The following is a 12,384-nucleotide window of genomic DNA, read 5'->3' as shown; positions in this document are numbered from 1 at the left end:
TATTTATTTGTTGCTTTCGATCAGATCCTCAACCGCCGCTTGGGCTTTGGCTAGACCGTCCTCAGGAGACTGCTGTCCGAGCAGGATGGCGTCGATCTCGGGATTGACGAGGCTGGCGAAGTCCGGAGCCTCCACCGGCACCGCTGCGACGACCGTCGTCTTCAAGTTCTCAACGGTTGCTTTGTAAATCGGGTCGTTCAGCAAATCCGGATCGTTGGACGCCTCAATGTTGGCCACGTTGTCGAAGTTGTACTGCGCCCAATATTTTTGAGCCGCAACGTCCGTCATGTACTTCAGGAACTCCCAGCTTTCGTCAGGATGCTTCGCGCCGTACGGAATCTCGATCGTGAACCCGCCGCCGTTGCTCCAATGTCCGCTGCCTTCTTTGTACTCCGGCATCGGCGCAATGCCGAAATCGTCCCGGTTTGCCGCGAAGTCGCGAATTTGCGTCCAGAACGTGCCGTTGTCCACCTTCATGCCGAGCTTGCCCGCGATGAGCGGATCGTTCGTTTTGCTGCCGAAGGTCGATCTGAATTCGTCAACCTTTTCTCTTCCGTAACGCTCATCCCAGCTCAAGAACCACTTCATTGCGGCAACCTTGTTCGGGGTGTTGATATGAACGCCCGTGCTGTCGAGCCACGGCTTGCCGCCGTCCGCGTTGTTCAGGAACATTTCGTGTCCGCCGGCAAGGCGCGGATGGTAGCCGAGGCGCTCGATTTTGCCGTTCTTGATAATGTCGAGCTTTTGCGCCATGACTTCCAGCTCATCCCACGTCTTCGGCGGTTTCTCCGGGTCGAGCCCCGCTTCCGTGAACATTTTCTTGTTATAGAAGAGCATCCGGGTATCGGTATTGAAAGGAAGCGCATAGACGTCGCCTTCATACTTCATAATTTCCCATAAGTGCGGATGGAAGCGAGCTTCCATATTGTCCTGCTCGACATATTTCTGCAGGTTCATCACTTGCTTCTTCTGCGCGCGTTGACCGACATAAGCGATCTCATTAATGATGGCGTCCGGCGGATTGCCCGCGGCGATTTGCGCAAGCTCCTTCGTCCAAATATCGCCGTACGGCAGGAAGACGTATTTTACATGAATGCGGTCTTGCGAACCGTTGAAATCGCTAACAATTTTCTCGATAATCGGCCGGCGCGTAACGGATCCCCAGTGGGCCCAAAATTCAAGCTCGACCTTCTCCTTCGGAGCTTCCACATTGTTTGCCGGTTGTTCCGCAGTCGTATCAGCCGGTTCCGTCGTTGACGGTTCGTTCTCCGAGGCGGTTTCCCCGCCGCTTGACCCGTTCGAACTGCATGCGCCCAAGAACAAACTCATCGTAAGCATCATGGCTAGCAGCAGCAGGATCGACTTCTTCATGCTCATTCGTTAAGACCTCCCACAAAATTTGTTTAGAAAGCCGTACAACCCCACGCGCAAGATGTTCAAACCGTTATCGTGTATTCGCTTACATATGGGATTATGGAGCTTTATGCCTATATAATGCAGGCAATCCCACACAAAGTCAACATTTATTTTGTTAATCTTTTCGTTTTTTTGACGCAAAGAGGGACATTCTCTCAGGAATGCCCCTCGTATCATCCGCTTTTCGTTGAGATTGAAAATAATACCGCTGTGGTTCAACTAACTCGCTTGGTCGATAATCAAAATTGCATTTCCTTCGGAATCGATCACATGGAACCCGAAGGATTGTGCGCCGTATTGCTCGACTTTTTCGTCGACTTTCGCTCCTCTTTCTTTTAACTCCGAGTGGGCTTTATGTATATCCGGCGCTTGCAAACTAAACACTGCAGTATGATTGATCGGTTTATGCTCCGCTCCCCACTCCATCAACAAAAGTCTGCTGCCGTTTTCCATAACGAAACCGGACAACCCCAATACGTTTAAATATACCAGTCCTTCGCGCGGCTTTCGTTCTCGCACGAAATATAAATGTCGACAATTCGATTCTTTATCATATTCTCTGTAAAGATTCGTCCGTTCTGCTCCGCCATTTCCGTTACCTCCGATATGTTTTTCGTTCTTCCTTTAATGACCTTTAATGCATTGGGCAAACGATCGGGTTTGTATCCGTCGCCATTTGTTTTGCTTGCCTCATTATTCGCAAAATAATTTTCGGCGCTTTGACTCATTTGCATCAACTCCATTTATGGAAATAATAGCATCCTTTCCGGTTAGGCACATGCCCTTTTTTATCAAAATCTTAAGAAAGCCTGAAGGCGGCTTTTGATTTGGCGCATTGTGTTATTACGGGCCTAGTATGGGATACACCTCCGGATTCCACAATTTGGTATGCAGAGGGCTGCTCGTGGTTAGGAGCGGCATGGCGGCTTTCTCTAACGGACAGGCATGCAGTTATTCGGCGTTTTTAATCGTATTTGCAATTTTAACGGACACCACTGCAGTTATTGCCTCGAAAAAGCAGGGATAAGCGCCAAAAATCGGCATTTAGCGTCTGTGGTGTCCGTTAGCGAAAAAGTGGTGGGCAAATTGGAGATATAACGTCTGTGGTGTCCGTTAGCGGTTTGACGGCGGGTAAAATGCCTCAAACAAGAGGTCCTTAGAAAAAAAGAGGACCCGCTGCCCCGCGAGTCTTCAACCGTTCAATAGGTTCTCTTCGATTACGATAAATTCAAGCCCTTAAGCGACGACAGCTTCACTACATTCATTTTTCCTGCGATAATCCCGTAGGCGGCTTTGTTATTGGCTTTATCCTGGTAGGAGTACACCCACATTTTTTTGCCTTCATCAAATCCTAAATATTTCATAAGATCGATTCTTTTCTTCAAGTCTTGAATCGTCATCGCGCTACCCCCGCCTATATTTCCGTTATCTAATAATTTCGCAGTACGGATTGGATTTCCGGGGGTAACTGCTCACTATGTAACTTTAAAATAATAGGTTCCGCATAAACGATCCAGTTCATCCAAACTTCCCGCTGCCTTCCGGCTCAATTCGGAAACCGGCGTGCCGTCCACAAGCGGTTGTTTTCTATAAACCTTGCGTACTTCCGCTTTTATTCCATTCTCGTCAGCGGCATCGCATCGCTGAATACGATGCGGCTGCCATAATAAAACTTGCAATATGTCTCGTATACGATTTGAACGGCTGCTTTCCAGCATGCGTATTAATTCGCGGTCCGCGCCTTTGACAAAAGCGCGTCCATCGCTATAGAATAAGGGTCTAATAATATTTTGTGGTCCTCTACGATCGTATTCGTTAATTGCACCGCTGTCTCTAAATCCGTCTCTATGTAATTCCCTCTAAAATGTAGCTTCTCAATCCAATTCGCGGGGTGTACGTCATTTTCCCCGCAAAAAAAGTATCTCGTAAAAAGCTGTCTAAATGGTCCAAGCCCAAAAGGTTTGATTTGTGCGTCAGCGGAGTATCGGAGTTTAATAGCCCAACGATGGCCGACGGATGCACGCCATATATTTCGAGAATGTCCGAAACGGGACTGCTGTATATCAAATTTTCAGTTCGAATCTCGAGTGAACTACAGGAGTAATAACTGCCGCCGCCCCAAAATGCCGGAGATGCTTTAACCTGCGGACCGGTTCGGATCGGAACAATTCGACCTCCAGCGGCGCGGCCTCTACCGCCATCCGATAAAGCGGTTCCCAGACCGTCCGGGTTGCAAATGTTTGACGCATCGTTCTCTCCCCCATCTTATCCCTTTAGCAGACGATAACAAAAGCAATCCATAAGAAATTTGCTAAACGTACAAATGGTAGAATGATGATGACAAAACCATGAAAGGAATTATTTACAAATAATTTTCGCACAAGATATTGACTTGAACAACTGTAAATAATATTGTTACAGATAGCTGACCAAAAATACGGTCGCGTACAAATAGACAAATTATCGGATAGGAAGTGGAATCGAATATGAAGCAATTCAATACGCGGGCCATCATGGCGTCGCTGCTCATCCCCGGCTTTGTCGGCATGTTCAGCGAAACGGCTCTCAACATTGCGATCAGCAACTTAATGGACGTGTTCCAAATATCGGCCGCGACCGCGCAATGGTTAACGACGGGATTTCTGCTCACTCTCGGCATTCTGATGCCGATGACCGGACTCCTTCTGCAGTGGTTTTCGACCAGGCAGCTGTTCATCGGGTCCGTCGCGAGCTCCATCGCCGGAACGTTGATTGCGGCGCTTGCGTCCAATTTCGAAATGCTCATGGCCGCCCGCGTTCTGCAAGCGGCCGGCATGGGTTTGTTGATTCCGCTTATGTTCAATACGATCCTGGTCGTCTACCCGCCGGAAAAGCGCGGTGCGGCGATGGGCTTCGTCGGTCTCGTGATCATGTTTGCGCCTGCGACCGGTCCGACCGTCGCCGGACTCCTTATCGAATATTTGACTTGGCACTACATTTTCTGGCTCTCGCTTCCTTTTTTGATCATTGGGCTGCTGGTAGGTCTGAAATATTTGGATAATGTCACCGAAGTCACGCGCCCCCGCATCGATCTGCTGTCCGTCGCATTGTCCACGATCGGCTTCGGCGGCGTCGTCTTCGGTTTCAGCAAGGCGGGCGAGGGCGAAGAAGGCTGGACTAGCACGGTCGTGCTCGCATCGATCGTCATCGGGCTGATCGCGATCGTTCTGTTTGCGCTGCGGCAGGCATTTATGCGCGAACCGGTCATGAACCTGCGCGTCTTCAAGTACCCGATGTTTATTGTGGGTCTGCTTATGGTACTGTCGTGCATGATGATCATCTTGTCGAGCATGATTATATTGCCGATGTATCTGCAGAAAGGGTTAGGTCTGTCCGCATTCGCCGCGGGACTCATGCTGCTTCCGGGCAGCGCGCTGAACGGTTTTCTATCGCCTCGCATGGGGCGTCTGTTCGACAAATACGGGCCGAAATGGCTCGTCATCCCCGGACTTGTGATCGTCGCGGCTGCGCTATGGTTTTTCTCCGGCATTTCGGCGGCGTCTTCGATCGCTTTCATCGTCGCCTTGCATATCGGCCTAATGATCGGCATCTCCATGGTATGGATGCCGGCGCAGACGAACGGCCTGAATCAGCTTCCTCCGGAGCTGTATCCGCACGGCACGGCGGTAATGAACACGCTGCAGCAGGTCGCCGGCGCCATCGGCACTGCGGTCGCAATCAGCATCCTGACGCACGGCATGGAAAAGTATTTGCACAACTCTCCCAAGCCGAACGAGGTGGCCGAAATCTCCAATGCGATGACGTTCGGTTCACAGAACGTATTCATGTTCGCGATGATCGTGACGCTGATCGGTCTTGTTACGGCGGTCTTTATTCGCCGCGTCGTCGTAAAGCATCCGGAATTGAACCCGATGCATTGATATCCTGTATTGAAGCTTATGGGGCACACATTTGTGTGCTCCTTTTTTTTTTGCCTTGCACCGCTCTATTCAATAAAAATATGTATTGCAAAGAGAGAGCGGTGACAAACTAAACGGACCAAATAATGGTGGAGGCACTCGAAGCCATGACGAACGAAACGATAAAAGCTTTGCAATATCAGCTCGAATCGTCGCAGGATATGAAACGAGAGAAGCTCCAAAACGGGCAGCTGGAGATCGAAATCGTATTTTTTTCTTCCTTGTGCGATCACGGCATTTTACATAACAGTATTATTAAGCCGTTTATTAATTGCAATTCGGAGGATTCCTTCTATAACGTCCTTCATTCGACACTGTCCTGCCGACCTCTCGCTCCGTCGGACGATTTGTTAAAAAATCTGCTGGGCGGCTATGCCGCCATCGTCTTCCGCGATGATGTTTTTATTCTTTACGCAAGCAAGGCGGTATCCGATCAACCGCTCGAACCGAAATCCGAAACGACGGTGCAAGGCCCGCAAACCGCCTTGAGTGAAAATATCGACACGAACTTACACATTATTAGACAAAGATACCCGGCTGCAACGCTTGTCGCCGAAAAACAATCGGCAGGTAAAGTTTCACAGACGAAAATCTCCATTTTATACGATAAAACCAAGGCAAACATGGAGATATTGGCTAAAATCAAAAACCAGCTGGCCCTTCTTGATGCGGAAGTCGTTCAAGCCGCCGGGCAGTTAGAAGCCATCATTTCAGAGAAGAAGTTTCGGCTCTTTCCGATAACGATGCTGACGGAAAGGCCGGATCGGATCGCCTTAAATCTTGCGCAAGGAAAAATCGTTATTTTGGTGCAGGGAACTCCGTTTTGCATCATTGCTCCTGCCGTATTCTACGACTTTATGACAGCGATGGATGATATATATCAGCCGTTTCTTGTTTCGCGCGTGCTTGTCGCATTGCGTTACATCGCTTTACTGCTGACCATCACGCTCCCTGCCGCCTATATTGCCATCGTCTCTTATAACCCCGAAATTTTCAGGGTGCAGTTCACGCTGTCGATCGCCGGAAGCCGCGCGGCCGTGCCTTATCCTTCCTATATCGAGGTCTTAATCATGCTCTTCATGATTGAGGCGTTAATCGAAGCGAGCATTCGTTTACCTCGGTATATCGGCTCCACGGCGACAACCGTCGGGGGACTTATTTTGGGACAGGCAGCGCAGCAAGCAGGGCTTGTCAGCAGCATCATGATCATTATTACGTCGGTCGTCGCCATCGCCAACTTTGTCATTCCGATCAACACGATGAGCTTTGCGTTCCGGATTGTTAAGTACCCCATGATTGTTCTGGCTACTTTTTTCGGCATGTACGGCTTAGTGGCCGGTTTATTCTGCTTCATGATGTATATGGCGAATCTTCAAAGCTTTGGCGAGCCTTTTCTGCGATTGTTTCTCGGAGAACCGGCCGTGTCGGGGTATAAGGAAGGGGATCCGTATTGAGCCGTTATTTTTATTACCCGGTCATCCTTACGATGGTCATCAATACCATTTTCTTCGTTCCCAGGCTTCTTCTCGAAGAACGTTTCGACGGAGCGATTACGGCGATGATGATTTGCATCCCGCTGGGTACCTTGCTTGCATTTCTGTTTACGAAAGGAATGTCTCGATTTCCGGGTCTCGGATTGCCGGAAATATTAGAACGGTTTTTGACGTCCTGGCTTCGGGTTCCCCTGCAAATCTTTCTCGGCATCATGTGGTTTATTGCCGGAACCGTTATCCTGGCTGCCTTTTCGTTGATTGCGGTAAGAGTCATCAGTCCGGATATACCGAGGGTGCTGCTGCTGTTATGCTCCATCCTCGTTACTTGCTGGTCTTCGACGCGGAAGCAGCTGGCTGTCGTGAATGTAATGGAAATCGGGATTTTATTGAGTCTTCCTTTCATTGCATTCATCACGTTCAAGGCGTTGTCCAACGAGCTGATGGATTGGGATGCCGTCCGGTCCATGTCCGACTATATGTTGCGTCCGCCGTCCTGGCAGTCGATGTCGGCTGCCTCTTATATTTTTACCGGCTATTTGAACCTGGCTTTAACCAATCGATTGTATAAGGACACCCGAGTGAAGCATCTGTGGCTTATTCCGGTCATGGGGACGATCATTTGCTTTACCTCATTTTTTGTTCCGATCGGATTTCACGGCACGCAAGCGGTGAATGAATACATTTTTGTATGGTTCAGCACCGCCGATTCCATAATTATGCACTTCGGCTTTATCGAGCGCGTTCTTTTTGTGTTTCTATTTATGTATATCGGACTCGCGCTCTTGTTCACGACGCTCACATGGAACATCGGATTGACTCTGATCCGTTCATGCTTCCGCAAGCGCCTGGGCCAAAATAAAAAAAGAATACGCATTTTCAATTGGGCGGTCTCCCTTGCCGTAGGTGCCGGAAGCTTGCTGTACGGTTCCGTTATCAATGAGAAGGAGCTTGTAAATACAGCCGCTTATTGGTTTAATCTCAGACTCCCTGTAGAAATATTTCTCGTAGGTTTGGTAGCTTTCTTAGGTTGGAGGAGCAAACATGCGTAAATGGCGGGTCGCCTTATCGATTGTAATGGTTGCCGCGATCCTCGGCGGATGCGGGTTTAAAGATCTTGATAAGAGGTTCTTCGTAGTAGCGATCGGAATAGACAAAGGAGAAGCGAAGAAGCTTCGCGTTACTATAAAGCTTGCGATCCCGTCCCCTAACATCAAGCCGGGCGACGAATCGTTTCAGCTGATTACGGAGGAAGGAAATACGATATCCGAGGCCGTTCGGTTGATGAAATCGGACGTGGACAAAGAGCTTGACTTCGGCCATTTAAAAATGATTCTGCTTGGCAAAGAAATCGCCGGAAGCTCCCTCATCGAGATCACGGACTGGTTTGTTCGAAGAAGGGACATTCAACAGGTCAGCTATGTCGCTATTGCGGACCCGACGGCTTCAGAAATTATCAAGATTGCTCCGAAATCCGAACGGCTTCCGGGAAACGCGCTGTTTCTCAGCTTCGGGCGCGAAGGGACCGAATCGTCCTATATTGTAACGGCATACTTATTCGATTTGTTCCGCAGACTGAAGGAAACCGGCAAAGACCCTTACCTTCCGATTATTAAGCCGAAGAAGGAAACTTATGAGATTAATCAAGTCGCCGTTTACAATAAGAATGAGGAGAAGGTCGTCCTGTCGCCTAACGAAACCAGAATCTTTAATCAACTGGTTCGAAAAAATTCCCGCTTTGAAATCCGGGTAAACCGTTCCACCCCGTCTTTCACTTTATCGGTGCAAGATCTAAAGCTGAAATATACGATTTCCACACCACCGAACAAAAGACCTTCCGTCAATTTGAACGTTAACATTAGGGGTGTTGCGGAGGAAGCCGGCGGCGATCTGTACGACAAGGAATGGAGCCGATTGGAAAAGGCAGCGGCAAAAATTGTCGAAGAAAGTATGACCGAGGTTTTAAAAAAGCTGCAAAAGCACGACGTCGATCCCGTCGGATTCGGCTTAAGATATATCGCTACCCGCCATCATGGACAAAAGGACTGGGAAGATTGGAAAAAGCTTTATCCGGACATTGTTTTCAACGTGAAGGCAAAAGTTAATATGGAAGGCACGGGGTTAATTAAGTAATTTTGTATTTGTTCGCCGCCGATGTCCGACCGTCTTCGACTTCGGCGCGAACCTTACTTCCCAATTGCTTCCTTAAACACTTGAATTGGCTCATGATAATTTATCGGTTTATGAATCAATCGATTCAGCCACTTCATTCGAGCAATGTTATCAATAAAATCATCTTCACTGAAAAATGTAACTTCGTTCATCGTTCCTAACACGCTTCTGCTATTTGTCTTTGATATGGCGATCTCCGATCCGTTCTGTAAATATGAATCAATATCACTTGCTTTAACACCCTCGGATTGCAGGTACTCCCCAAGAGTGTTAATAAATTTTTCTTTCAACTGAGTTAATTGTCCGGTTCTAACTCCGTCGATAATTACAGACAATCGAGTCAAATCATTCACAAAGACAATATGTTTTCGTTTATTTAAATGATAAATATTTACGTGCCAACTAAAGAGGCTAGGCACATTGTCCGCTTCTACTGGAGTCGTCTTCATATCCTTTAATAAGGCTTGAGTAAGTCTTAAAACGATCAATTTATCGATTCCTTTCTATAGTGGCATCCGAAGCCCCTGACATCTTGAAAAAAATGTGATATCAGTATTCTTGTCGGTTTGTTCTGAGTATGATATTCTTTGAATAACAAGACCAAGTGCTGGAACACTTGGCCTCAACAATTGGCTCGGATGGGTTCCCCTTCTGAGTTGATCAAACGGAGAAAATCCCACCTTCGGCTGCAACCTAGGGGTGGGATTTTACTTTCTCTTGTAGTTGTTCCCGATGTATGTTAAAAGTGCAATTACAAATGTAGCAAAACCAATCATGATGAGAATCGCATCTTTAACTTCCATGGCTCACCTCCTTTCGAAGGGAAGCCAAGCCCACCCAAGATTCAATTGTATTTCCATTTTATTCTACTTTAAGGACGCGCACAAGAGTTCTTGCTTATCGTCACTCGTTATCCTCCAAGATATCGTCTGCGGCGAAAGGGCCCGCCAAAGAAAAAGACTTCCTCGAGGGACCTCTTTTTTTAAAAGCACGATATGAATTGAAAAATATATGGTAACCCGATCATGACCGCAAAATAAGCCGAAATCCACAAAGCCGATAATGCAAGAAACAATATGCCGATCCACTTCGTCAGATGAGAAAGGTTCACCTCTTACACCTCTCCGAAAAATTCCTTTTCACCACATTACCAAAAAATGACCCGCGGTACCACACAACTTTATTGAACCGACCCGGTATGGTTTTCGCGAAGAATCCGAAAAAACACCGAGACTGCCGGTCAAAAACTCGGCAGTCTCGCATATGCCTTGCACAAATTCCAAATTACCGTTCACCTTGCCGCAGCAGCGACATAAACTCCGCACGGAGCGCGGGATCCTTGCGGAACTGACCGCGGACGGCCGATGTGACGGTTAGCGAGCCCGGCTTTTTTACGCCGCGGGCGCACATGCACAGATGCTCTCCTTCCACAACGACCATAACGCCATGAGGCTTCAGCACCTCTTCAAAAATATCGGCGATCTCCGATGTAATACGCTCTTGTACCTGAAGCCTGCGGGCTACCGCTTCGACGAGCCTTGCAAACTTGCTTAAGCCCGCAATGCGGCCGCTGGGAATGTACCCGATGTGCACCTTGCCGAAGAACGGCGCCATATGATGCTCGCATTGAGAGTAGTATACGATATCCTTGACGATCACGAGCTCCTCGTGCTGCTCGTCGAACGAAACGCCAAGCACCTCCCGAGGGTCGACCTCATACCCTGCGAAAATTTCTTCGTACATGCGCCTTACCCGCTTCGGCGTATCCACCAGCCCTTCGCGGTCCGGATCCTCGCCGATCAGCCGCAATATTTCCCGGATATGGTGTTCGATCAGCTCTCGATTGTCATTCACTCTCGAGTTTATATAATGCTTCACATCCCCTGCCGGATTGCGCGGTTCGAATTGTTCGTAGTCTCTCAACCTGTCCCCTCCAAGCCCATGTCTTTATTTTCTTCGGTTTTGTTTGTTCCTCAGCATTTGCTGCATTTGGTTCATCTGTTTTTGATTGACGTTGTAGCCCATCTTTTTGGCCATTTCCCTCAGCATTTCGGGATTATTTTGCATAGCCTCCATCTGTTTGCGCAAATAATACACACCTATAAAAAAACCGCCAATCAACCCCACAATCAGCGTAATAATCGGGATAACGATATCCATGCAGACCACCTCTAGTAATGATGTCCCGGTAAGCGGGATTGCTTCCACTCATCATAGCATGTCTGATCGTGTCGACACAAACGCAATTGTAAACTTTCCCCAATTAAAAATGCCCCGAAGTCGTTCTCGGGGCATCCGCTTAAGTCAGTACAGCATCGATAAACAATGTCGGTATTTTGGCAAGGTCGAACTCTTTCACTTCCAGCTCATTGTCATCCTGCTTTACGACCCGGACGACCGGACGTCCCGGTAGCCCCCGATGCTGGCCGACGACAACGCCGATTTCTTTATTCGTGAGCCGCACCGACGTTCCCGACGGATACACGGACACCGTCTTCATAAACTCGACGATTACCTCCTTGTCGAGCTGCTTGCCGGTCATCGCCATAATCCGCTCGCACGCCTCGTGCGGAAGCATTCGTTTGCCCGATTCGTCGTACCCCGCCAATAAATTGTCATATGTGTTCGCTACGGCCACAATTTTCGCATACGGATGCATCGACTCGCCCGTGACGCCTCTCGGCAATCCCGTACCGTCCACATGCTCATGATGCTGGAACGCAACGTGCGCAATCAACAAACTGTATTCCCGCTTGAGCTTTAGCGCCTCAAAGCCTCTCCAGGTGTGATGGCGTTTAATATCGCTGTTCTCATCGTCATCCGGCGTCCAATTCACCTTGCCGATGTCGTGAAGCAAGGCGCCGATCGCCAGCTCCTTCAGCTGTATTTGATTCAAGCCCATATTCATTCCGATAACGCACGAAATCATGCAAACGTTCATGGCGTGCACATACGCTGCATTGTCCTTCGAGCGTATATCCGTCAACTGAATCAACACGTCTCTATTTTTCATAACGTCATCAAGCAGCATATCGATCGTCATGCTCACTTGCTTCGAGCTGAACTCTTTGCCGGAGCGGACCGAGTCGAACACATCGTTCATCTGCTTCATTACGGCCCGTTTCGTCTCATCGGACACGACATCGGTAATTTCAATGTCGTCGAACTGTTCGTCTTTGATATAGACGAAGGCGACGCCGATTCTGCGGAGTGTATTGATCATAAAGACCGTCAGCTGCACACCCTCGGACAACAACACCGTACCGTTGTTTGAGAAAATCGTTTTGCCCAGAAATTGTCCCGGCTCCAGCGAGTCTATCGATACATACCTCACTACATGCACCCCG

Annotated in this window: 14 protein-coding genes; 4 read left to right on the top strand and 10 right to left on the bottom strand. The window is 48.6% G+C overall.

The genetic code is table 11. From position 1 onward, the window contains the following. Window positions 1-3: 3 nt before the first annotated feature. The 5 genes from PT964_RS08730 to PT964_RS08710 all read right to left on the bottom strand — a co-directional run bounded on the left by PT964_RS08730 (window position 4) and on the right by PT964_RS08710 (window position 3,665). Window positions 4-1,377, bottom strand: coding sequence for an ABC transporter substrate-binding protein (locus tag PT964_RS08730; protein ID WP_274362969.1), 1,374 nt, complete (start codon window positions 1,375-1,377; stop codon window positions 4-6). A gap of 258 nt (window positions 1,378-1,635) precedes the next feature. Further along, on the bottom strand, window positions 1,636-1,869 hold the full coding sequence (locus PT964_RS08725; RefSeq protein ID WP_274362968.1) for a VOC family protein: 234 nt from the start codon (window positions 1,867-1,869) through the stop codon (window positions 1,636-1,638). Between the two features lie 26 nt (window positions 1,870-1,895). Continuing rightward, on the bottom strand, window positions 1,896-2,144 hold the full coding sequence (locus PT964_RS08720; RefSeq protein ID WP_274362967.1) for a hypothetical protein: 249 nt from the start codon (window positions 2,142-2,144) through the stop codon (window positions 1,896-1,898). 489 nt (window positions 2,145-2,633) lie between these two features. Then, on the bottom strand, window positions 2,634-2,816 hold the full coding sequence (locus PT964_RS08715; protein WP_274362966.1) for a hypothetical protein: 183 nt from the start codon (window positions 2,814-2,816) through the stop codon (window positions 2,634-2,636). A gap of 663 nt (window positions 2,817-3,479) precedes the next feature. Then, window positions 3,480-3,665 (bottom strand): hypothetical protein, encoded by a 186-nt coding sequence (locus PT964_RS08710; protein WP_274362965.1) that lies wholly within the window; start codon window positions 3,663-3,665, stop codon window positions 3,480-3,482. A gap of 237 nt (window positions 3,666-3,902) precedes the next feature. On the opposite strand from PT964_RS08710, the gene PT964_RS08705 reads away from it, so the two are divergent. The 4 genes from PT964_RS08705 (at window position 3,903) to PT964_RS08690 (ending at window position 8,998) form a co-directional block, all read left to right on the top strand. Continuing rightward, the gene (locus tag PT964_RS08705) at window positions 3,903-5,336 is read left to right on the top strand and encodes a DHA2 family efflux MFS transporter permease subunit (protein WP_274362964.1); all 1,434 of its coding nucleotides are present in this window, start codon (window positions 3,903-3,905) and stop codon (window positions 5,334-5,336) included. Window positions 5,337-5,482: 146 nt separating this feature from the next. Then, entirely contained in the window at window positions 5,483-6,829 is a 1,347-nt protein-coding gene (locus PT964_RS08700) for a spore germination protein (protein WP_274362963.1), read from the top strand. Then, complete coding sequence (locus tag PT964_RS08695) at window positions 6,826-7,917, top strand: GerAB/ArcD/ProY family transporter (RefSeq protein ID WP_274362962.1); 1,092 nt, start codon at window positions 6,826-6,828, stop codon at window positions 7,915-7,917. The genes PT964_RS08700 and PT964_RS08695 overlap by 4 nt, the downstream gene beginning before the upstream one ends. After that, window positions 7,910-8,998 carry a Ger(x)C family spore germination protein gene (locus PT964_RS08690; RefSeq protein ID WP_274362961.1) on the top strand — a complete coding sequence of 363 codons (1,089 nt, stop codon included), beginning with the start codon at window positions 7,910-7,912 and terminating at the stop codon, window positions 8,996-8,998. Before PT964_RS08695 ends, PT964_RS08690 begins: the two co-directional genes overlap by 8 nt. Window positions 8,999-9,051: 53 nt before the next feature. On the opposite strand, the gene PT964_RS08685 is transcribed toward PT964_RS08690, so the two are convergent. The 5 genes from PT964_RS08685 to PT964_RS08665 all read right to left on the bottom strand — a co-directional run bounded on the left by PT964_RS08685 (window position 9,052) and on the right by PT964_RS08665 (window position 12,371). Continuing rightward, complete coding sequence (locus PT964_RS08685) at window positions 9,052-9,525, bottom strand: DUF6933 domain-containing protein (RefSeq protein WP_274362960.1); 474 nt, start codon at window positions 9,523-9,525, stop codon at window positions 9,052-9,054. Between the two features lie 219 nt (window positions 9,526-9,744). After that, window positions 9,745-9,840 (bottom strand): putative holin-like toxin, encoded by a 96-nt coding sequence (locus PT964_RS08680; RefSeq protein WP_274362959.1) that lies wholly within the window; start codon window positions 9,838-9,840, stop codon window positions 9,745-9,747. A gap of 481 nt (window positions 9,841-10,321) precedes the next feature. Next, window positions 10,322-10,960 (bottom strand): GTP cyclohydrolase I FolE, encoded by a 639-nt coding sequence (gene folE / locus PT964_RS08675; protein WP_274362958.1) that lies wholly within the window; start codon window positions 10,958-10,960, stop codon window positions 10,322-10,324. 24 nt (window positions 10,961-10,984) lie between these two features. Continuing rightward, entirely contained in the window at window positions 10,985-11,197 is a 213-nt protein-coding gene (locus tag PT964_RS08670) for a YneF family protein (protein ID WP_274362957.1), read from the bottom strand. Between the two features lie 139 nt (window positions 11,198-11,336). Beyond that, window positions 11,337-12,371 carry an HD-GYP domain-containing protein gene (locus PT964_RS08665; RefSeq protein ID WP_274362956.1) on the bottom strand — a complete coding sequence of 345 codons (1,035 nt, stop codon included), beginning with the start codon at window positions 12,369-12,371 and terminating at the stop codon, window positions 11,337-11,339. Window positions 12,372-12,384: the final 13 nt, after the last annotated feature.

Origin of the sequence: Paenibacillus thermotolerans (assembly GCF_028745515.1) — a bacterium.
Taxonomy (GTDB): Bacteria; Bacillota; Bacilli; order Paenibacillales; family YIM-B00363; genus Paenibacillus_AE; species Paenibacillus_AE thermotolerans.
This window is presented reverse-complemented; position numbering and strand designations above follow the sequence as displayed.

What these genes read in the sequence shown, in the direction of transcription:
- PT964_RS08670 (WP_274362957.1), bottom strand. Translation starts at nt 11,197, where the DNA reads ATGGATATCGTTATCCCGATTATTACGCTGATTGTGGGGTTGATTGGC.
- PT964_RS08705 (WP_274362964.1), top strand. Translation starts at nt 3,903, where the DNA reads ATGAAGCAATTCAATACGCGGGCCATCATGGCGTCGCTGCTCATCCCC.
- PT964_RS08725 (WP_274362968.1), bottom strand. Translation starts at nt 1,869, where the DNA reads ATGGAAAACGGCAGCAGACTTTTGTTGATGGAGTGGGGAGCGGAGCAT.
- PT964_RS08720 (WP_274362967.1), bottom strand. Translation starts at nt 2,144, where the DNA reads ATGAGTCAAAGCGCCGAAAATTATTTTGCGAATAATGAGGCAAGCAAA.
- PT964_RS08680 (WP_274362959.1), bottom strand. Translation starts at nt 9,840, where the DNA reads ATGGAAGTTAAAGATGCGATTCTCATCATGATTGGTTTTGCTACATTT.
- PT964_RS08700 (WP_274362963.1), top strand. Translation starts at nt 5,483, where the DNA reads ATGACGAACGAAACGATAAAAGCTTTGCAATATCAGCTCGAATCGTCG.
- PT964_RS08715 (WP_274362966.1), bottom strand. Translation starts at nt 2,816, where the DNA reads ATGACGATTCAAGACTTGAAGAAAAGAATCGATCTTATGAAATATTTA.
- PT964_RS08690 (WP_274362961.1), top strand. Translation starts at nt 7,910, where the DNA reads ATGCGTAAATGGCGGGTCGCCTTATCGATTGTAATGGTTGCCGCGATC.
- PT964_RS08710 (WP_274362965.1), bottom strand. Translation starts at nt 3,665, where the DNA reads ATGCGTCAAACATTTGCAACCCGGACGGTCTGGGAACCGCTTTATCGG.
- PT964_RS08730 (WP_274362969.1), bottom strand. Translation starts at nt 1,377, where the DNA reads ATGAGCATGAAGAAGTCGATCCTGCTGCTGCTAGCCATGATGCTTACG.